This window comes from Gordonia westfalica, assembly GCF_900105725.1.
Classification (GTDB): domain Bacteria; phylum Actinomycetota; class Actinomycetes; order Mycobacteriales; family Mycobacteriaceae; genus Gordonia; species Gordonia westfalica.
On the sequence record NZ_FNLM01000034.1, the window covers coordinates 2,933,882 to 2,953,058 of the forward strand.

The window sequence follows — 19,177 nt, forward strand, 5'->3', positions numbered from 1 at the left end:
CGGGTGGCAAAACCCAAATCCTCGTATCGCTGTTCCGGCTGCGGTCATCAGGTCGCCAAGTGGGTCGGGCGCTGCCCTGAATGCAACGAGTGGGGATCGATCGACGAGGTCGCCGGCGCACCCACATCCGCGCGGACGACCGCCGCGGTGGCGCCATCCAGCCCGGCTCTGCGCATCACCGAGGTCGACGCCCAGTCCACGGCGGCCGTGCCCACCGGAATCGGAGAACTCGACCGCGTCCTCGGGCGTGGCGTCGTCCCGGGGTCGGTCATCCTGCTCGCCGGAGAACCCGGGGTCGGCAAATCGACCCTCCTGCTCGAGACCGTCAAACACTGGGCGGCCCAGGATCGCGTCGCGCTGTACATCACCGGAGAGGAATCGGCCGGGCAGGTCCGCATGCGGGCCGAGCGCACCGACGCGGTCCACCCCAACGTCTATCTGGCCGCCGAGACCGATCTCGCGACCATCCTCGGCCACGTCGACACCGTGCGCCCGTCGCTCATGATCGTCGACTCGGTGCAGACCGTCGTCGCATCCGGCGCCGACGGCGTGACCGGAGGCGTGACCCAGATCCGCGCCGTCACCACCGCGCTGGTCTCACTGGCCAAGAACCGGGGCATCGCGGTGATCCTGGTCGGCCACGTGACCAAGGAGGGCGCGGTCGCCGGCCCTCGCTCGCTCGAGCACCTCGTGGACGTCGTGCTCGCCTTCGAGGGCGACAAGCACTCGACGCTGCGGATGGTCCGCGGCGTGAAGAACCGCTTCGGCGCCGCCGATGAGGTCGGCTGCTTCGAACAGCGCGACGACGGCATCCATCAGGTGCCCGATCCGTCCGGAATCTTTCTGCACCAACGAGATTCGGACGTCAGCGGCAGCGTCACGATGGTGACGATGGACGGCAAGCGTGCGCTCGTCGGCGAGGTCCAGGCACTCGCCAACGGCACCGAGATGTCCAACCCCCGTCGTGCGGTGTCGGGGCTCGACTTCAACCGGGTGGCGATGGTCCTCGCCGTCCTGCAGGCACGCGCCGGCCGGAAGGAGCTCGCGAAGTCGGAGGTCTACCTGTCGACGGTCGGCGGTATGCGCGTCACCGAACCGGCCGCCGACCTCGCCATCGCGCTCTCGGTCTACTCGACCCTGACCCAACGCCCCGTCCCCCAGTCGACCGTCGTCATCGGCGAGGTTGGTCTCGGCGGCGAGATCCGTCGGGTCTCGGCGGTTGCGCGCCGTCTCGCGGAGGCCAAGCGACTCGGCTTCCGCGAGGCGATCATCCCCGCGGCCACCGACGAGGAACTCCCGAAGGGCATTCGCATCCTCCGGGTCGCCAACCTCGGCGACGCCGTCCACCTACGCGACTCCGACCCGGTGGACGCGCCGTTCTGACGCGGTCTCAGAGCTGCGGCTTGCCGCCCAGGTACTCGGCGGCCTTCGCGCTGTTCTCGACGTGCTCGGCGAAGTGCTCGCGGACGTCGACGGTCACGAACACGCCGTTCGCACGTGCGACCGGACGCTCCGGATCACCGAGGTGCGCAACACCTTCGGTGTAGATCTTGCGACGCTGCTTACCCAGGATCTCGGCCCGCAGATGCAGGGTCTTGCCCACCGGGATCGGCTTCATGAAATCGACCTGGAGGTGGACGGTCACCCCGGCCGGGCCGAGAAGTCGCGGCGTCATACCCATGACGTCGTCGAACGCACTGGAGAGGATGCCGCCGTGGATCACGCCCGGGCCGCCCTCCATCCACTGCTCGACGGGCATCTTCGCCTCCACGGTGAAGCCCTCGCCGGCGTACATCTCGAGGTGCAGGCCGTGCGGCGATTCCGCACCGCAACCGAAGCAGGTCATGTTGTGGGGGCGCATGAGCTCGCCCGGCTTGGAGGTCTTCGGGTGGCGCTCGAGCACGTCGAGCTCGTCGGGCACCACAAAACTGCTGCTCTTCACATCCCGGTACCCTAGTCACCGTTGCGACGACCTGCTTCGACGGGCGTCGACTGCCGGGGAGTACCCGGTTGCGAAGGGGAGACATGGTTGCCGAAGTGGTGAAGTCCGAGCTCACGCGTGAGACCTTGGCGCGCGTCGCGCCGGGCACCCCGCTGCGCGACGGCCTGGAACGAATCCTGCGCGGCGGCACCGGCGCCCTGATCGTGCTCGGGCACGACTCCGACGTGGAGAAGATCTGCGACGGCGGCTTCCACCTCGACGTCGAATTCGCCCCGACGCGCCTGCGCGAGCTCGCCAAGATGGACGGGGCGGTGGTCCTCTCCACCGACGGCAAGCGCATCGTGCGCGCCAACGTTCAGCTCGTGCCGGATCCCTCGATCCCCACCGAGGAGTCGGGTACCCGGCACCGCAACGCCGAACGCACCGCGATCCAGACCGGTCATCCGGTCATCTCGGTCAGCGCGTCGATGTCGATCGTCAGCGTCTACGTCGACGGCGCCCGCCGCGTCGTGGAGAGCCCCGACCCCATCCTGTCGCGCGCGAACGTCGCCCTGGCGACCCTGGAGCGGTACAAGGCACGCCTCGACGAGGTCATCGCCGCGCTGTCGCGAGCCGAGATCGAGGACTACGTCCTGCTCCGCGACGCCATGTCGACCGCACAGCGGATGGAGATGGTGCGGCGCGTGTCGGTCGAGATCGAGGAGTACGTCCTGGAGCTCGGCACCAACGGCCGGCAGGTGAGCCTGCAGCTCGAGGAGCTCATCAGCGACAACGACACGATGCGCGAACTCCTCGTCCGCGACTACTTCGCCAGCCCCGAACCGGCCACCGCCGAGGACGTACGCCAGGCACTCGAGGTCATCGAGGGACTCAGCGACGCCGACCTCCTCGACCTCACCCAGCTCGCCGGCGCCTTCGGCTACCCGACGACCATCGAGGCCCAGGACAACGCCATGAGTCCGCGCGGCTACCGGTTGCTCGCCCGGATCTCCCGCCTGCAGTTCGCACACGTCGACCGGCTCGTCCGCAGCTTCGGCACCCTGCAGGCGCTGCTCGCCAGCACCTCGGCCGACCTGCAGGCCGTCGAGGGCATCGGGAGCATCTGGGCGCGGCACATCCGCGAGGGCCTGTCCCGCCTCGCGGAGACGAGCATCGAGCGATACGACTAGAGCCCCGAAGAATTCGGGGCTCCAGGCGATCAGTGCTGTTGGTCGATCACTGCTGTGGGTCGATCAGGGCTCCTGCGCCGGGGCGACCATGTTGAAGGTGATCGGGAACGATTCGCGCTCACCGATCTTGCCGATCGCCGAGTAGGAACCGGCGGGCACCTGGTTCCGCGGACGCTCACAGCCGGGGCTGCTGGTGGTACCCGACCAGGTGATGGTGTCCTTGACCTGCTGAGCGGGCTTGAGGACCACGTTGTTCACCGTGTCCAGCGGCGAACAGTCTCGCGCCGTCCACAGCGTGCGCGAACCGTCGAGGGTTCGGACGACGACGTTCTGTACCGACTTGCCAACATCGCGCGTGCATTCGGACAGTCCGGCGTTCGTGGTGACGATCGTGAAGACGGGCTGCTGGCCGATCGTGTACGTCGGCTTGTCTGTGTAGAGGACCACCGAGATCGCCTGATCCGGGCAGAGGTTGGGACCCCCGGGCGCGCCGGGGACACCGGCGGGGCTCGCCGATTCCGGAGGTGAGGATGCCGACGCGGGCGCGCCGCCCGGCGCCCCACCGCCTGGGGGCGCATTGTCGCCCGGAGCACCACCGGCTCCGCCTGCACCTGCGGCCGGCGGCTCGGACGACGGCGGTGCCGACTCCGAGGACGGGGCCGCGCTGCTCGGGACGGACGACGTTGCCGCGGCGTTCTGCGGAGCGTCACCCCCGGACGTCATCCACACGATCAGTGCGACGACCAACCCCACGACGACCAGCGCGCCACCCCCGGCGACGACGCGTCGTCGCCAGTAGATCTCGGGTGGCAGCGGGCCCTGGGGTTCGATCACGCCCACAACGCTAACGGCCGGAACTTGACTTCCGGCTGATCACGTGCGGCGTGTCGCCACCGAAAAGCGACCCCGAGCAGGCAAAGTCTAGAGTTCGCCTTCAGGCTCGGGGCCGCCCGGAGACTCAGGCGCTCTCGGCCACCACGTCGGCGCGCGGCTTCTCGCCGATGTCGCCGTAGACGGACTCGAGGTTGACCTGGCCGTCGCTCAGCTTGTAGGTCAGACCGACGATCGCCAGCTTCCCGGTGCTGATGCGGTCGGCGATGATCCGGCTGCGCTGCATGAGCAGGCGTCCGGTCTCGACGACGTGACGGGCCTCGAACTCGTCGACCCGGGTGAGGCCCTCGCTGCGTCCGGCCAGGATGCTCGGCGTGACGCGCTCGACGACGTCGCGGATGTAACCACCGGGGATCTGCAGGTCGTCGAGGGCGTCCAGCGTCGCCTTCACCGCGCCGCAGCTGTCGTGGCCCAGGAGGACGATCAGCGGGACCCCGAGGACCTCCACGGCGTACTCGAGCGAGCCGAGGACGGCGGAATCGATGACGTGGCCTGCGGTGCGGACGACGAACATGTCGCCGAGGCCCTGGTCGAAGATGATCTCCGCGGCCAGACGGGAGTCCGCACAGCCGAACAGGACCACGTGCGGGTGCTGCCCGTCGGCGAGTCGAGCACGGTCCTCGATACCCTGGCTCGGATGTTGAGATTCTCCGGCCACAAAACGGTCGTTTCCATCGCGCAGAATGCGCCAGGCTTCACGTGGTGTCTTTCCGATCATGCTCAATAGTGTGCCACCGGAGCGATTGATCGGTTGGTTCGATACCCACGAACGCGACCTCCCGTGGCGGGATCCGTCGTGCACCGGCTGGCAGATCCTCATCAGCGAGATCATGCTGCAGCAGACCCCGGTGTCCCGGGTCCTCGAACCGTGGCGGGAATGGGTCGAGCGCTGGCCGGTGCCGTCGGCGATGGCCGCCGAGTCCGCCGGCGAGGTCCTGCGCGCCTGGGGCAAACTCGGCTACCCACGACGCGCCCTCCGCCTCCACGAGTGTTCCAAGGTCCTCGCACGCGACCACGACGATCGGGTGCCCGAAGACGTCGAGACGATGCTGACCCTGCCCGGCATCGGCGACTACACCGCACGGGCGGTCGCCTGCTTCGCCTACGGCCAGGCGGTCCCCGTCGTCGACACCAACGTCCGCCGCGTCGTCGCGCGGGCGGTGCACGGTCGTGAACAGCCGGGCAACCCGTCGCGTCGCGACCTCGACGACGCCGAGGCGCTCCTCCCCAGGTCCGCCGACACCGGCTACGCCCCGAGCGCGCCGCGGTTCTCCGCGGCGCTCATGGAATTGGGTGCGCTGGTGTGCACCGCACGAAACCCCAAGTGCGACAACTGCCCTCTCGTCGACTGCGCCTGGGTCCGGCTCGGGCGCCCCGCCCACACCGGCCCGCCGCGGAAGACCCAGAAGTTCGCCGGCACCGACCGCCAGGTCCGCGGCCTGCTGCTGGATGTACTGCGCGGCACCACCGGTGCGGTGGAGCGGGCGAGGCTCGACATGGTGTGGACGACGGACACCGCACAACGCGACCGCGCCCTCGACTCCCTGCTCGTCGACGGTCTCGTCGAGATCACCACCGACGGGCGTTTCTGCCTGGCGGGCGAGGGCTGACACGCCCGGCACCGCCACATATCCGCAGGCCGGACGATGGGCGCCGATTCGAGAGGACAACTCGCCCAGGAGCACCCATAATTCGTGCCAACGTCGATGACCAGTCATTTGATCGTTCGGGGATAGTCTCCCGCTACGCCCGGATCGTTGCTAATGTCCCGATCCATGAGTCAGCCGCCGTATCCCCCTGTCCCGCCGTCGGACCCGCAGCAGCCGGGTGGCCAGCCGGGCCAGCCGCCGCAGTACGGGCAGCAGCCCCCGCCCCAGTACGGGCAACAACCGCCGCAGTACGGCCAGCAGCCCGAGTTCGGGCAGCCGCAGTACGGCCAGGCGCCGCCTCCGCCGCCCCCGGGCGCCTACCCCGGTGCCCCCGTGCCTCCCGGCGCTCCCGGCACCAAGGTCGATGTGGGCGAAGCGTTCTCCTGGGCTTTCAACAAGTTCAAGAACAACGTCGGCGCCATGATCCTGCCGGGCCTCGTGGTGTTCCTGCTCGGGGCCGCGCTGATCGCGGTGGGCTTCTCGGCGGTGGCACTGTTCGGTACCACCGAGCGGGTCGACTACGGCAACGGCTTCTACTACGAGGAGACGACACTCGGCTTCGGCGGGTCGGTCCTCTTCGGCCTGGTGTACCTCGTTTTCATCGTGGGCCTGCTGTACATCCAGGCGAGCATCATCTCGGGCGCGGTGCGGGTCGCGAACGGTGAGCCGGTCACCGCGAAGTCGTTCCTGACCCCGATTCGCTTCGGGCCGGTCGTCGGCACGGCGATCCTGGTCGGCATCATCACCGGAATCGGCTACGTGCTGTGCATCATCCCCGGGATCATCGCAATGTTCTTCCTGATGTTCTCGGTGGTCGCGACCATCGACAAGAGCCTGTCCCCGATCAACGCGATGAAGAACTCCTTCGAGCTGACGAAGTCGAAGGTCGGTGACTCGATCATCACGTTGCTGGTCACCTACGCCATCAACCTGGTCGGTGTCCTGGTCTGCTACGTCGGACTGATCGTCGCCGCCCCGGTCGCACAGCTGTTCCTGGTGCACTGCTGGCGTCGACTCAACGGCGCGCCGATCGCACCCGCAGATCCCGCCTGACCCTCATCCACCCGTTCGGGGCGCGCACGAGACATCGTGTGCGCCCCGAGTCATTTCGGCCGTCAGTTGTCGAGCCCGGACAGAAATGCCTCCACCGCACCGCGATACACGTGCGGTGCGTCGTCGTGGACGAGATGCCCGGCACCGGAGACCCGCAGATACCGCGCATGCTCGTTGACCTCGCACATACGACGCATCTGACCCGGCGGCGTCACGGTGTGTTCGGCCTCGATCACCAACGACGGCACGGCGACCTCGCGCCACTGCGCCCAGAAGTCGCGGACACCCCACTCGTCGGCGATGGCGCCCCACACCGGGATTCGTCCGTGCAGCCGTCCGTCGTCGAACGCCTCGTAGAAATACCGGCCGGCAACCGGACCGAACATCGCGATCGCCTCGTCCACGGAATCGAAACGCTCCGGCCACGACTCGAACCACGGTGTCCAGTTGGTGGTCGTCCGGCCGCGGAAGTCGGGGGCCATGTCCTCGAGGACCAGCGCCTCGACGAGCTCCGGATACGCGGCTGCCGCACACCAGGCGTGGAGCGCCCCCATCGAATGTCCGATGAGGACCGCCGGACCCCGGTCGATCCAGATGAGGATCTCGGCGAGATCGGCGACGAACCGTTCGGTCGCGAGTTCCGTTGCGCTGCCGGGCTCCCCGACGTCCGCCCCGGTGTGGAAGGCGGCGTCGTAGGTGAACACCCGGCCGTATCGGCGCAACCAGGGGATCTGCCGCCGCCATGTGCGTCCACGCCCCATCAGGCCGTGCAGCAGGACGATCGGCCGCGCGGTCGAACCGTCGCCGAGCGGGCCGCGCGCCTCGTCGACGGTCGTCGGGCCCCCGTGGTCGCGGAGCCCGATCTCGCCGATCGCCTGGGTGTCGAACATGGCCGAAACTGTAGCCGTCCGCACCGCGCTCCGGAGGCGGGACAAGTCGGTCACCTACGCACCCGGAACGCCTATGGTGGACGCATGTCTGTTGTGAAGATCAATGCAATCTCCGTTCCCGAGGGCGCCGGACCCGAGCTGGAGAAGCGGTTCGCCAACCGTGCACACTCCGTCGACGGCTCCAAGGGCTTCCTCGGCTTCCAGTTGCTGCGTCCGGTCAAGGGCGACGACCGCTACTTCGTGGTGACGCAGTGGGAGTCCGAGGAGGACTTCCAGGCGTGGGCATCCGGCCCCGCGCGTGAGGCCCATGCGGGTGAGCGCGCCAAGCCCGTCGCCTCGGGTGCCGACCTCCTCGAGTTCGAGGTCGTCCTCGACGCGCGTCCCAAGGCCTGACGGAGTACCCCTGAGCCCGTCCGTCCCGGCCGGCGAGCAGTTCGTCTCGCCGATGTTCCCGCTCGGCACCGCCCTGCTGCCGGGTGGCGAGCTGCCGCTGCGCGTCTTCGAACCGCGCTACCGGCAGATGCTGACCGACCACATCGAGGAGTCCGACGGGCGATCGACCGTACGTTTCGGCGTCGTGTTGATCGCCCGCGGCTCCGAGGTCGGGGGCGGCGAGGTGCGTTGCGAGGTGGGCACGATGGCACGCGCCGACGTCACCGATCGACTCCCGGACGGCCGGGCCCTGTTGTCCGGCACCGGAACTCATCGGTTCCGGATCGTCGGGTGGCTCCCCGATGATCCGTATCCGCTGGCACGCGTCGAAGCACTACCCGAACCGGCTCCGTCCGAGGCCGACCTCGAGCGCCTGCACTCGATCGACCAACGCCTCCGCGCGGTGATGCGTGAGACGCTCGAGGCCGCGGGCAAGGACGCCGACACGATCTTCGCCGCACTCGACATCATCGACGCCGACCCCCTGACCGCAGACCTCTCGCCCATCTACCGCTGGGCCAACCGGCTCCAGGTCGAGCCGCACGATCAGCAACGCCTCCTCGAGGCCGCCGACGCGGCCGGCCAGCTGGACGTCCTCGACGACGTCATGGAGGGCCTCGAGGCCCGCGCCGCCTTCGGCAGGGACTGATTCCCCGCCGCCCCTGGCGCCAAAGTTAGAACGTGTTCTAGTATTGCGTGTGCCGTAGTTCACACTTGCCCGCGTGCGGAGAGAAATCCGCTGCTGACCGGCGCAAGGACCCGTCCTCCTGAGGAGCACACGCGTAATGACCGAGACCGTGGAGTCCCACACCGCACCAGTCACCGGCGGCGGGGATCAACCCCAGTTGCTCATCGGCGGCCGATGGGTCGACCCGTATTCCAGTGAGATCCTCGAGGTCTTCTCCCCCGCCACCGGGGAACGTGTCGGATCGGTGCCGCACGCCGACGCCACCGACGTCGACGCCGCCGTCCGGGCGGCCCGCGCGGCCTTCGACTCGGGCGTCTGGAGTTCGACGCCCCCGGCCCGGCGCGCCGACATCATCGCCAAGGTCGCCGACCTGATCGACGAGCGCGGAGACGAGATCACCGCACTGGTCTCGGCCGAGATGGGCGCCCCGCCGAGCGCGATCGCCACCCTGCAGCAGTTGCCCGGCACCGGCGTCCTGCGCGCCTACGCGAACGCCGCCCGCGACTACCAGTGGGAGGAGTACCGCACCGGCCTGTTCGGCACCACCCGCATCACACGTGAGCCGGTGGGCGTCGTCGGCGCCATCTGCGCCTGGAACGTCCCGCTGTTCATCACCTGCAACAAGATGGGCGGGGCGCTCGCCGCCGGATGTTCGGTGGTGCTCAAGCCCGCCCCGGAGACCCCGCTCACCGGCAACTACGTGGCCCAGCTGTTCATCGAGGCCGGCGTGCCCGCCGAGGCCATCTCGGTGGTCACCGGCGGCACCGAGACCGGCCAGGCGCTCGTCGCACACCCCGACGTCGACAAGATCACCTTCACCGGGTCGACCGCCGCGGGCAAGGCCATCGGCGCGGCCTGCGCCGAGACCCTCAAGCGCTGCTCGCTGGAGCTGGGCGGCAAGTCCGCGGCCATCGTGCTCGACGACGTCGACATCGCTGCGAACGCCTTCATGCTGACGTTCCTCGGCCTGTTCAACACCGGTCAGGCCTGTGTCGCGCAGACCCGAATCCTGGTGCCGCGCAGCCGTCAGGACGAGATCGTCGGGGCGATGGTCGAGGCGGCGAAGGCCATGAAGGTCGGCCTGCCCTCCGATCCGGAAGCCCAGCTCGGCCCGCTGATCACCGAGAAGCAGCGTCAGAAGGTCGAGGAGTACATCGAGATCGGCAAGAAGGCCGGTGCCACACCGGCTCTCGAGAGCGAGCGACCCGAGGGGCTCGACTCGGGTTACTTCCTCACGCCCACGATCTTCACCGGCGTCACCAACGACATGGCCATCGCCCAGGAGGAGATCTTCGGTCCGGTCCTGTCGGTGATCGCCTACGACGACGTCGACGAGGCCGTCGCCATCGCCAACGACTCCAGTTACGGACTCGCCGGCACCGTGTGGACCGCCGACGTCGAGCGCGGCATCGAGATCTCCACGAGGATCCGGACGGGCACCTTCGGGATCAACTGGTATGCAATCGATCCCGAGTCGCCCTTCGGCGGCTACAAGAACTCCGGCATCGGCCGCGAGAACGGCCGCGAAGGCCTGGAGTCCTTCCTCGAGCACAAGTCGACGATGCTGCCGATGGGTTACGAGGTCTCGAGCAGCTAGACCCTCACCTCTCACGGGGGAAGATCTGGGGCCGGACGCCATGCGTCCGGCCCCGATTCCGTTGTGATACAAGGCTCCCCACTACGACCGGTCGACTTCGGCGGTCAGAAGTCCCACCAAAGTGCGGAAGGAGTGCCGGTTTCCGACACTCAGCACGCACTCTGTCGACAGCGCTCCACCCCACCGCCGCCTGAGGCGCGAGGAGCGAAAGCGACGAGCCACGAAGGCCCCGCGAGGAACGACACCCACCCGATTGATGTCGCGCGCGACATCGCTCCGGGGCCGCGACACCCACCGACGTCGCCAGGCCCGATTGATGTCGCGCGCGACCTCACCCCGACGCCCGCCTCCCACGACCGGTCGACGTCAACCCGACTTCCAGACTTCGATCGAAGTATGCCAGTCGAGTTGAGGTTCGGCGGTCAGAAGTCCCGTGCGGCGGCAGACGCCAGCTCCACCACCTGCGCCTCGCCCACGTCAGCAGGGAGCTGATGCGTCACGACCACGACGATCCGCTCGGGTCCGAAGAGATCGTCCTCGACGCCGAGGAGGCGGCGGAGCAGGTCGTCGGCGTCGTCCGCGGAGAGGTGCTCGGTCGGTTCATCGAGGAGGACCATCGGCGCCGGGTGGAGCAGCGCCCGGGCCAGCAGCAGGCGCCGTCGCTCGCCGCCGCTGACCGCCTCGGCCCCGCCGGACAGCGTGGTGTCCAGACCGTCGGTGAGCCGCGAGACCCAACCGTCGAGGCCCACCGTCGTCAGCGCCGCGCGGATCTCCTCATCGGTGGCGTCACCGCGTGCGACGCGCATGTTCTCGCGGACCGACGTCGAGAAGAGATGCGCCTCCTCGGCGAAGTAACAACCGGCCGAGCGGAGTCCGACGGCAGCTCGATTCACCACGTCGACGCAGGCGATGTCCCCGTCCACCGGGTTGAGCAGTCCGGCGAGGGTGAGCAGAAGCGTCGACTTCCCGACGCCGCTGGGTCCGACCACCGCCAGTCGCGCTCCCGGCCGCAGGTCGAGGTCGAGGCCGCCCTCGGGTCCGAGGACGTCGCGCTGCGGACGACCCCAGCGCAGTCCGTCGGCCGAGACCTCGACCATCCCGCGGTGTATCGCCACATCAGCCCCGGATGGTTCGGCCGGATCGGCGTGGGCGCCGTCGACCAGGGTCATGACCCGGGCCGCGCTCTGCCGGCTGCGTTCGATCTGCAGTCCGGCCTCGGTCAGGGGCGCGGTCGACTCGAACGCCGACAACGGCAGGAGGACCAGGACACCCAGGATCATCGGGGTGAGCCCCTCCCCGGAGGCGACCCCGGCAATCGAACCGGTTGTCTGCGATGCCAACTGGATGGCGATCACGCAGGCCGCCACCAGCGACGCGCCCATCGCGAGCGGGGTGGCCGCGGCCGCGGCCGCCTCCAGTCTCCGGCCCCGGTCGGTGGCCGCGAGGTGCCGACGATCAGCGTCCGCGGCAGACCCGAGCAGTGCTCCGCGCCGACGTGCGACGACGAGTTCGGACGCATGCCACAGCGCCGTCGTCGTGGCCTCCGCGGACTCTGTCGCCGCCTGCGATCCGTCCCGGATGGTGCGGGCGCCACCGCGGGCCGCGAGCCACGGCGCCACGCCACCGCTGACGACGAGAGCGAGAGCCAGTACCCCGGCGGCGGGCAACGACACCAACGCCATCACGACGACCGCGGCCACCGCCGTCGTCACCCCGACACCGATGGGGATCAGTCCGCGGATGAGGGCGTTGCCGATCTCGTCGATGTCATCACCGGTGCGGGTCAACAGGTCTCCCCGCCGGAGGGTCACCGAGTACGCGGGCGATCCGGTCGCGAGGGCCGTGTACACCCGCTCGCGAGCGGTGGTCATCGCGCGCAGGGCGAGGTCGTGGGTGGCGAGCCGTTCGAGGTAACGGAACAGTCCGCGCGAGATGCCCAGCGCCCGAACGGCGGTGATGGCGACCGAGAGGTACAGCACCGGCGGCATCTGCCACGCGCGGGTGATCAACCACGCCGACAGGGCCGCGAGGCCGAGCGCCGACAGCGAACCGCCGACACCGAGCAGCAACGCCTTGGCGACGGCGCCCCGGCGCAGCCCGAGGAACCCCAGAGCCCGGATCAGTGGGTCGTCGCGCATGCCACACCTCCGTCGAATTCGACCACCTGATCGGCGAATTCACGCGCGATACCACGGTGGGCCACCACGATGACGGTGTCACCGGCGCGCGCACGCTCACGCAGTGCCGTCAGCACCGCACGTTCGGAGTCCTCGTCGAGGTGGGCGGTCGGCTCGTCGAGCAACAGCAGCGGGGCCGGTGACGCCAGCACCCGGGTGAGCGCGAGGCGCTGCCGCTGGCCGGCGGAGAGCCCGACGCCGCCCGCACCGAGCGGGGTGTCGAGTCGCTCCGGCAGTTCGAGCACCACGGTGTCGAATCCGCTGGCCGCAGCCGCGGATTCGGCGGCGTCCCGGCCCAGCGCACCGAAGAGTTCGACATTCTCCCCGACGGTGCCCGGCACGATGACGGGCTGTTGCGGTAGCCAGGCGATCTGTTCGTGCAGGATCCCGGGATCGGCGTGTGCCACCGGGATGGACCCGATGAGCACCGACCCGTCGTCGGGGGTCAGCAACCCCATGATCGCGGCGAGCGTGGTCGATTTGCCCGAGCCGTTGGGCCCGGTGAAGAGCGTGACCGAGCCGGGCGGAATGGTCGCGCGCAGCGATTCCGGCGCCCAGCCGTCGCGGCCGTGGACGCCGAGGTCGAGGATCGTGATCGGTGCGCCCGCGACGGTGATCCCACGGCCACCGGTGACCGGCATGGGCGCCGGCTCGTCGGGCGAATCGATCAGCTCGAACACCTGCTCGGCGGCGGTGAGACCGTCGGCGGAGTTGTGGAACTGGGCGCCGACGCGCCGCAGCGGCAGGTACGCCTCCGGTGCCAGGATCAGCGCGAAGACACCGGCGTAGAGCGACATCTCGCCGAAGACCAGGCGCAGTCCGATACCGACGGCGACCAAGGCGACGCACAGCGTCGCGAGCAGTTCGAGAACCGCTCCCGACAGGAACGCGACCCGCAGCGAGCTCATCGTGGAACGCCGGTGCGCCTCACCGAGTTCGGCGACCTGGGCGGCCGGGGTCTCGGCCCGGTTCAGCGCCCGCAGCGTCGGCAGGCCCGCGATCAGATCCAGCAGTTGCGCCGTCAGCCTGCTCATCGTCGCCAGTTTGCGGCTGGTGCGGTCGCGGGTCATGAGGCCGACGAGGATCATGAAGATCGGGATGAGCGGCAACGTGATCAGGATGATCAGCGCCGACGGCCAGTCGGCGAAGGCGATCACGATGGTCACCGTCGGCGTCAGGATCGCCGCGGTCACGAGTGCGGGCAGGTAGCCGGAGAGATACGGTCCGAGCGCGTCGAGACCCCGCAACAGCACCGTGGCGGCATGCTCGCGCAGGGTCAGCAGTGCTCGCGGCGAGGTCCGGCGCGGATCGGTGAGCACGTCGAGTGCCTCGGCCCGCAGTTCCGCGATCGCCAGTTCCGCCGCACGGTGGGCGTACCGGTCGTGCCCGTAGGCCATCGCGGCGCGGGCCGCCATCGCGCCGGCGAGGACGACCAGGTGCACCCATTGCGCATCGAACGATCGGAGATCCGGGAAGACGATCAGCTCCGAGAGGATCGAAGCCGCCATCGCCGCCGCGACGATGATCGCGATCACCTGTGCGACGGCGAACGCCGCCGTGACCAGAACGTATCGGCGGGTTGTCGGCGAGTACCGAAGCAGGCGCGGATCGACCGGCGGCCGGGCGGCACCCCGCCGCGCGGCCGCCGACGGTTCCTGCGGCGTCACTCGCCGAAGGCGCGCAAGGATCGCAACCCCGCAGGCTTGGGCATGATCTCCACGGACAGGCGCTTGCGGAACACCCAGTAGGTCCAGGCCTGGTACGCGATCACGACGGGTGTGACCAGAACGGCGGCCCAGGTCATGACGACGAGGGTGTAGTGACTCGACGAGGTGTTGTCGATGGTGAGGTCGTACGCCGGGTTGATGGTCGACGGCAGCACGTCGGGATACAGCGACCCGAACAGGGTCGCCACGGTGCCCACGATGGCGATCGAGGTGGCGGCGAACGCCAGACCCTCCTTGCGCACCTGCGTGGCACCCACCATCACCAGGGCGGCAGCCGCGGCGATCAGCACCGGAATCCAGGTCCACGCACTGCCGTAGGCCAACTGCGTCCACAGCAGGAACGCGCCGGCGACGACCAGCGTCGGGATCGCCAGCCGCGATGCGTAGCGCATCGAGTCCTCGCGAAGCGCGCCGTCGGTCTTCAACGACAGGAAGACGGCACCGTGGGTCAGGAACGCCAGCAGCGTGGTCAGACCGCCCAGCAGGGCGTACGGGTTGAACAGGTCGAGGAATCCGCCCGTGTACTGTGCGTCGGCGTCGATCGGCAGACCGCGGACCACGTTGGCGAAGGCGATACCCCACACGATGGCCGGAATCCAGGAGCCGAGTCCGATCCCGACGTCGCACCACATCCGCCATCTCGGGTTGTCGATCTTGCCGCGCCACTCGATGGCGCAGACCCGCGTGATGAGGCCGATCAGGATCAGGAACAACGCGAAGTAGAAGGCGGAGAACATGGTCGCGTACCAGCCGCCGAAGGCGGCGAACAACGCTCCACCCGCGGTGATCAACCACACCTCGTTGCCGTCCCAGACCGGTCCGATCGTGTTGAGCAGCACCCGCCGACGGGTGTCGGGGTCGGCGGCCGGCTCATCGGGCGCCACCCGCGCATCGCCGCCGGTGTGGCTGCGGCCGAGGAAGGGCATCAGCATCCCGACGCCGTAGTCGAACCCCTCGAGGACGAAGTAGCCGACGAACAGCACCGCGATGATCAGGAACCAGACTTCCGGAAGTCCCACTGGTCTCTCCTATGGTTGGGTCGGCCGTCAGTACGCGAACGAGAGCTGTTTGGGCTCATCGCTGTCCGCGTCGGGGTCGGAGTATCCCGGCGGTCTGGAGTCGTAGGTGGCCGGCCCCTCGATGACATATCGCCGCTGGAGCATGAACCACACGACACCGAGCGCGCCGTAGAGCAGGGTGAAGCCGATCAGCGTCACCCACACCGTCGGCGCCGTATGGTTCGAGACGCCGTTCTGGACGAGCATGTTGATCCGCATCGGGTCCAGGTCGTTCTCCCAGTTGGGCGCGACGACCCACGGCTGACGGCCCATCTCGGTGAAGATCCAGCCAGAACTGTTGGCAAGGAACGGAGTCGGGATCATCCACAGCGCGAGAGTGCCGAACCTGCGGGACTCGACGACTCGCTTGCGACGCGTGAGCCAGAGTCCACCGAGCGCCACCACGACCGACCCGAGAGCCCAGGTGATCATCGCCCGGAAACTCCAGTAGGTGACGAAGAGGTTCGGGGCGAAGTTCTGTCCTGCGGGCACACCCGGCTGTCCCGCGAGCGCCTCGGTGTACTGCTGCTGCAGTTCCTCGACGCCCTGCAGGGTGCTGTCGAAACTGTGATCGGCCAGGAACGACAGCATCTTCGGGATCTCGATGACGTGCTCGATGTTGTCGCAGTTGTTCTGTCGCCCGATCGCCAGCACGGAGAATCCGGCGCCGGTCTGGGTCTCGCACAGTGATTCCGCCGCAGCCATTTTCATCGGCTGCTGGTTGAACATGATCTGCGACTGGATGTCGCCGGTGATGAACAACCCCACCCCGGAGGCGATCACGACCCAGAGAGCCAACCGGGTGACCGGCCGCCAGAAGCGCCGGGCGTCGAGTTCCAGATCCTCGGGGGTGGCGTCGATGTGGCTGGGCGAGGTCGTCCTGGGCATTTCCGAGGTGTCACCGGTCTCGATGGCCTCACGGAGTTTCTTTGCGCGCCACATGTTCCGGGCCATCCACCAACAACCGATGGCGGCGACGAAGGTGCCCGCGGTGAGGAATGCGCCGGCGATCACGTGCGGGAACGCCGCCAGTGTCGTGCTGTTCGTGATCACGGCCCAGAAGTCGTTCATCCTCGGGCGGTCTCGCGTGTCGTCCCACACCACACCCACCGGGTGCTGCATCCACGAGTTCGCCGCGATGATGAAGTACGCCGAGGCGATGACTCCCGCCGAGGCGAGCCAGATGCACGCCAGGTGAACTCTGCGCGGCAGCCGATCCCAGCCGAAGATCCACAGTCCGATGAAGGTGGACTCGAGGAAGAACGCGACGAGCCCTTCCATCGCGAGCGGGGCGCCGAACACGTCCGCGACGAACCGGCTGTACTCGCTCCAGTTCATACCGAACTGGAATTCCTGGACGATGCCGGTCGCGACACCCAGGGCGAAGTTGATCAGGAAGAGTTTGCCGAAGAACTTCGTCGCGCGAAGCCACTGCTCGTTGCCGGTCACATGCCAGACCGTCTGCATCACCGCGATCATCGGCGCGAGACCGATGGTCAGCGGAACCAGGATGAAGTGATAGACCGTCGTGATACCGAATTGCCATCTGGAGACGTCCAGTGCGTCCATATCTGCCTCGAATCAGGTCACCGGCTCAGCCGGCAAGTGCCGAAGTCGCCTACTACTTCGGGTAGTAGGCGCTGAGCGCGACGTTACGCCTGGTCACCGACCTCCTTCAAGCGCCAAAGGTCCCGTCGAGCCGTCACCGGTGGTGCATTCCCTCTCACCCGTGATCACGAGTGACGCGGACCCGGAATCCGATGGGAGTGACCGGGATCAATCGTCTCCCACCGCGATGGCGCGGTCCACCAAACCGGAAAATCGGTCGGTATCGGCCGGCACCGGCATCACGTACCGGTTGAGATGCGTGACCCGGGCGGCGAGGGTGACACTGCTGACGAGCCAGACCGAGTCGGCCGCGACGAGGTCCTCCGGGCGCAGGATCTCGACCTTCGTCTTCCAGCCCTCGGCGTCGGCGAGGTCGAAGACGGCGCGGGCGGTCGTCGAGGCGAGGATGCCGATCTCCGTCGGCGGGGTGACCAGCGTGTCGCCGTACACCGCGACCACTGTCGACCGGGGGCCCTCGAGCACTGCTCCCTCGCTGCTGACGAAGATGACGTCGTCGTAGCCCTCGGAGGCCGCATGACGCAGTGCGGCCATGTTGGTGGCGTAGCTCAGCGTCTTGGCGCCGAGCAGCTGCCACGGCGCCTTCGGGGCCAGGTCGATGGAGAAACCGCGATCCAGGGTGACCACCGAGACACCGTCGGCCCGCGCGGAGGCGACCCGCTCGGGCACCCGTTCCACGGTCAGATAGGCCGTCGGCGCGTATCCGTGTTCGCGCCCGCGGGTGTAGACCAGCCGCAGCAGGGCCTCGTCCGACGTCCCGTGATCCTCGCTCCACAGCTTGACCGCGGTGTCGATGGCGTCGCGCCACTCGCCGGGATCCGGCGCCGGGAGCTCCATCGCGGTCGCGCTGCGTGCGAGGCGTTCGAGGTGCAGTCGCACACCGCGCGCCCGGCCCGCGCGGATGAGCAGGGTCTCGAAGACCCCGTCGCCGCGGACCGCCGCGAGGTCATCGGCGTGGAGGAAAGGTGCATCGGCATCGTGTTGGGTGCCGTCGAGGGTGAGCAGGATCGAATCCGACATGGCATGAGGATCCCACGGGGTCGCCGACCCCGCTCCGCACCCCTGCTGCCGAACCGACCCGTAGAATCGACCCGTGAGCCGTTCACCCATCCTGACCAGGCATTCCGAGGGCGGGGCGGTACCCGGCCCCGGCGAGTTCCACTCATCGGAGACCCCGTGGCACTTCGGTGATCCACTCTCCGAGCAGCGGGCCGCCGCCACCGGCGTCATCGTCGTCGACCGGTCCGACCGCTCGGTCATCGAGATCCCGGGCGCCGAACGCCTGAGCTGGCTGCACACCATCTCCAGCCAGCACGTCGCCGCGCTCCCCGACCGCCGTAGCGCGGAGGATCTCTCCCTCGACGCCAACGGCCGCGTCGAAGAGCACTTCGTCCTGACCGACATCGACGGCGTCACCTGGATCGACACCGAGGGTGCCCGCGGCGAGGCCCTGCTCGGGTTCCTCACCCGGATGGTGTTCTGGGCCAAGGCCGAGCCGGCCGCGCGCCCGGACATGAAGGTCATCACCCTCATCGGTCCCGGCGCGGTGTCCGGGCCGGTGGCAGAGCTCCTCGAGATCGACGCCGATGCGGAGATCTACCAGGCCGGCAGTCTGCCCGAGACGCATCACGAGGACGAGCCACTGGGCTTCTGGCGACGCATGCCGCCGATCGGCGAACACCGCGATCTGCCCGTCGTCGACCTCGTCATACCCGAGTACGTGCTGCTCCGCTGGTGGGACGCCGTGGTCGAGGCGGGCGCCCGGATGGCCGGCAGCTGGGCCCACGACGCCCTGCGGGTCGCGGCCCGCCGCCCCCGCCTCGGCGCCGACACCGACGAACGGACGATCCCGCACGAGGTCGACTGGATCGGCGGCCCGGCCGAGCAGGGTGCCGTCCACCTGGACAAGGGGTGCTACCGCGGCCAGGAGACGGTCGCGCGCGTCCACAATCTCGGCAAGTCCCCACGACGTCTGGTGCTGCTGCACCTCGACGGGAGTTCGGATCGGCGCCCGGCGATCGGCGACCCGGTCACCGCCGGCGGCCGGACCGTCGGACGGCTGGGCACGGTCATCGACCACTACGAGTGGGGCCCGATCGCCCTCGCTCTGGTCAAGCGCAACGTCGGCGCCGACGCGGAGCTGCTGATCGGATCGGCGGAACCGGACACGCACGAACCGATCAGTGCGCGTATCGACCCCGACTCCATCCGCGAGGACGATCACGTCCAGGCCGGCCGCGCCGCCGTCGAGCGGTTGCGCAGCGGCCCGGGCGCCTGA

The 19,177-nt window shown here is 68.8% G+C and carries 17 protein-coding genes; 8 read left to right on the plus strand and 9 right to left on the minus strand.

Going from position 1 to position 19,177, the window contains the following annotated elements; all coding sequences use genetic code 11:
- The first annotated feature begins 3 nt into the window (after nucleotides 1-3).
- A complete protein-coding gene (radA, locus tag BLU62_RS18720) occupies nucleotides 4-1,383 on the plus strand; it encodes a DNA repair protein RadA (protein ID WP_074851261.1) in 1,380 nt (459 codons plus the stop codon).
- A 7-nt stretch (nucleotides 1,384-1,390) separates the two neighbouring features.
- Here the strand turns inward: radA and BLU62_RS18725 are convergent, their stop codons facing one another.
- Nucleotides 1,391-1,921 (minus strand): PaaI family thioesterase, encoded by a 531-nt coding sequence (locus tag BLU62_RS18725; protein WP_074853014.1) that lies wholly within the window; start codon nucleotides 1,919-1,921, stop codon nucleotides 1,391-1,393.
- A 104-nt stretch (nucleotides 1,922-2,025) separates the two neighbouring features.
- Here BLU62_RS18725 and disA point away from each other — a divergent pair, with 104 nt between their 5' ends.
- A complete protein-coding gene (disA, locus tag BLU62_RS18730) occupies nucleotides 2,026-3,111 on the plus strand; it encodes a DNA integrity scanning diadenylate cyclase DisA (protein WP_074851262.1) in 1,086 nt (361 codons plus the stop codon).
- A gap of 63 nt (nucleotides 3,112-3,174) precedes the next feature.
- Here the strand turns inward: disA and BLU62_RS18735 are convergent, their stop codons facing one another.
- A complete protein-coding gene (locus BLU62_RS18735; RefSeq protein ID WP_074853015.1) occupies nucleotides 3,175-3,945 on the minus strand; it encodes a lipase chaperone in 771 nt (256 codons plus the stop codon).
- 124 nt (nucleotides 3,946-4,069) lie between these two features.
- Entirely contained in the window at nucleotides 4,070-4,720 is a 651-nt protein-coding gene (locus tag BLU62_RS18740) for a carbonic anhydrase (RefSeq protein ID WP_074851263.1), read from the minus strand.
- On the opposite strand from BLU62_RS18740, the gene BLU62_RS18745 reads away from it, so the two are divergent.
- Entirely contained in the window at nucleotides 4,719-5,612 is an 894-nt protein-coding gene (locus tag BLU62_RS18745; RefSeq protein WP_074851264.1) for an HhH-GPD family protein, read from the plus strand. The two genes, BLU62_RS18740 and BLU62_RS18745, sit on opposite strands and share 2 nt — an antisense overlap.
- Nucleotides 5,613-5,777: 165 nt before the next feature.
- Entirely contained in the window at nucleotides 5,778-6,704 is a 927-nt protein-coding gene (locus BLU62_RS18750; RefSeq protein WP_074851265.1) for a hypothetical protein, read from the plus strand.
- A 62-nt stretch (nucleotides 6,705-6,766) separates the two neighbouring features.
- Here the strand turns inward: BLU62_RS18750 and BLU62_RS18755 are convergent, their stop codons facing one another.
- Entirely contained in the window at nucleotides 6,767-7,594 is an 828-nt protein-coding gene (locus tag BLU62_RS18755; protein ID WP_074851266.1) for an alpha/beta fold hydrolase, read from the minus strand.
- 84 nt (nucleotides 7,595-7,678) lie between these two features.
- Between BLU62_RS18755 and BLU62_RS18760 the strand changes: the two genes are divergently transcribed.
- From BLU62_RS18760 to BLU62_RS18770, 3 genes are all read left to right on the plus strand, one after another.
- Nucleotides 7,679-7,987: an antibiotic biosynthesis monooxygenase family protein gene (locus BLU62_RS18760; RefSeq protein WP_074851267.1), complete on the plus strand. Its 309-nt coding sequence runs from the start codon at nucleotides 7,679-7,681 to the stop codon at nucleotides 7,985-7,987.
- 52 nt (nucleotides 7,988-8,039) lie between these two features.
- Nucleotides 8,040-8,675 carry an LON peptidase substrate-binding domain-containing protein gene (locus tag BLU62_RS18765; protein ID WP_074851268.1) on the plus strand — a complete coding sequence of 212 codons (636 nt, stop codon included), beginning with the start codon at nucleotides 8,040-8,042 and terminating at the stop codon, nucleotides 8,673-8,675.
- Between the two features lie 136 nt (nucleotides 8,676-8,811).
- On the plus strand, nucleotides 8,812-10,311 hold the full coding sequence (locus BLU62_RS18770) for an aldehyde dehydrogenase (protein WP_074851269.1): 1,500 nt from the start codon (nucleotides 8,812-8,814) through the stop codon (nucleotides 10,309-10,311).
- Between the two features lie 422 nt (nucleotides 10,312-10,733).
- On the opposite strand, the gene cydC is transcribed toward BLU62_RS18770, so the two are convergent.
- From cydC to BLU62_RS18795, 5 genes are all read right to left on the minus strand, one after another.
- Nucleotides 10,734-12,449, minus strand: a complete 1,716-nt coding sequence (cydC, locus tag BLU62_RS18775) for a thiol reductant ABC exporter subunit CydC (protein WP_074851270.1) — start codon at nucleotides 12,447-12,449, stop codon at nucleotides 10,734-10,736.
- Nucleotides 12,431-14,155, minus strand: a complete 1,725-nt coding sequence (cydD, locus tag BLU62_RS18780) for a thiol reductant ABC exporter subunit CydD (protein ID WP_074851271.1) — start codon at nucleotides 14,153-14,155, stop codon at nucleotides 12,431-12,433. The genes cydC and cydD overlap by 19 nt, the downstream gene beginning before the upstream one ends.
- Nucleotides 14,152-15,234 carry a cytochrome d ubiquinol oxidase subunit II gene (cydB, locus tag BLU62_RS18785; RefSeq protein WP_074851273.1) on the minus strand — a complete coding sequence of 361 codons (1,083 nt, stop codon included), beginning with the start codon at nucleotides 15,232-15,234 and terminating at the stop codon, nucleotides 14,152-14,154. Before cydB ends, cydD begins: the two co-directional genes overlap by 4 nt.
- 27 nt (nucleotides 15,235-15,261) lie before the next feature.
- Nucleotides 15,262-16,842 carry a cytochrome ubiquinol oxidase subunit I gene (locus BLU62_RS18790; protein WP_074851274.1) on the minus strand — a complete coding sequence of 527 codons (1,581 nt, stop codon included), beginning with the start codon at nucleotides 16,840-16,842 and terminating at the stop codon, nucleotides 15,262-15,264.
- A 207-nt stretch (nucleotides 16,843-17,049) separates the two neighbouring features.
- The gene (locus BLU62_RS18795) at nucleotides 17,050-17,919 is read right to left on the minus strand and encodes an aminodeoxychorismate lyase (RefSeq protein ID WP_074851276.1); all 870 of its coding nucleotides are present in this window, start codon (nucleotides 17,917-17,919) and stop codon (nucleotides 17,050-17,052) included.
- A 73-nt stretch (nucleotides 17,920-17,992) separates the two neighbouring features.
- On the opposite strand from BLU62_RS18795, the gene ygfZ reads away from it, so the two are divergent.
- The gene (ygfZ, locus tag BLU62_RS18800; RefSeq protein WP_074851277.1) at nucleotides 17,993-19,177 is read left to right on the plus strand and encodes a CAF17-like 4Fe-4S cluster assembly/insertion protein YgfZ; all 1,185 of its coding nucleotides are present in this window, start codon (nucleotides 17,993-17,995) and stop codon (nucleotides 19,175-19,177) included.

Excerpts from the sequence above, each read along its gene's own strand:
- disA (WP_074851262.1), top strand. The coding sequence starts at position 2,026 with ATGGTTGCCGAAGTGGTGAAGTCCGAGCTCACGCGTGAGACCTTGGCG.
- BLU62_RS18745 (WP_074851264.1), top strand. The coding sequence starts at position 4,719 with ATGCTCAATAGTGTGCCACCGGAGCGATTGATCGGTTGGTTCGATACC.
- BLU62_RS18740 (WP_074851263.1), bottom strand. The coding sequence starts at position 4,720 with ATGATCGGAAAGACACCACGTGAAGCCTGGCGCATTCTGCGCGATGGA.
- BLU62_RS18750 (WP_074851265.1), top strand. The coding sequence starts at position 5,778 with ATGAGTCAGCCGCCGTATCCCCCTGTCCCGCCGTCGGACCCGCAGCAG.
- BLU62_RS18755 (WP_074851266.1), bottom strand. The coding sequence starts at position 7,594 with ATGTTCGACACCCAGGCGATCGGCGAGATCGGGCTCCGCGACCACGGG.
- BLU62_RS18760 (WP_074851267.1), top strand. The coding sequence starts at position 7,679 with ATGTCTGTTGTGAAGATCAATGCAATCTCCGTTCCCGAGGGCGCCGGA.
- BLU62_RS18765 (WP_074851268.1), top strand. The coding sequence starts at position 8,040 with ATGTTCCCGCTCGGCACCGCCCTGCTGCCGGGTGGCGAGCTGCCGCTG.
- BLU62_RS18770 (WP_074851269.1), top strand. The coding sequence starts at position 8,812 with ATGACCGAGACCGTGGAGTCCCACACCGCACCAGTCACCGGCGGCGGG.
- cydC (WP_074851270.1), bottom strand. The coding sequence starts at position 12,449 with ATGCGCGACGACCCACTGATCCGGGCTCTGGGGTTCCTCGGGCTGCGC.
- BLU62_RS18790 (WP_074851274.1), bottom strand. The coding sequence starts at position 16,842 with ATGGACGCACTGGACGTCTCCAGATGGCAATTCGGTATCACGACGGTC.
- BLU62_RS18795 (WP_074851276.1), bottom strand. The coding sequence starts at position 17,919 with ATGTCGGATTCGATCCTGCTCACCCTCGACGGCACCCAACACGATGCC.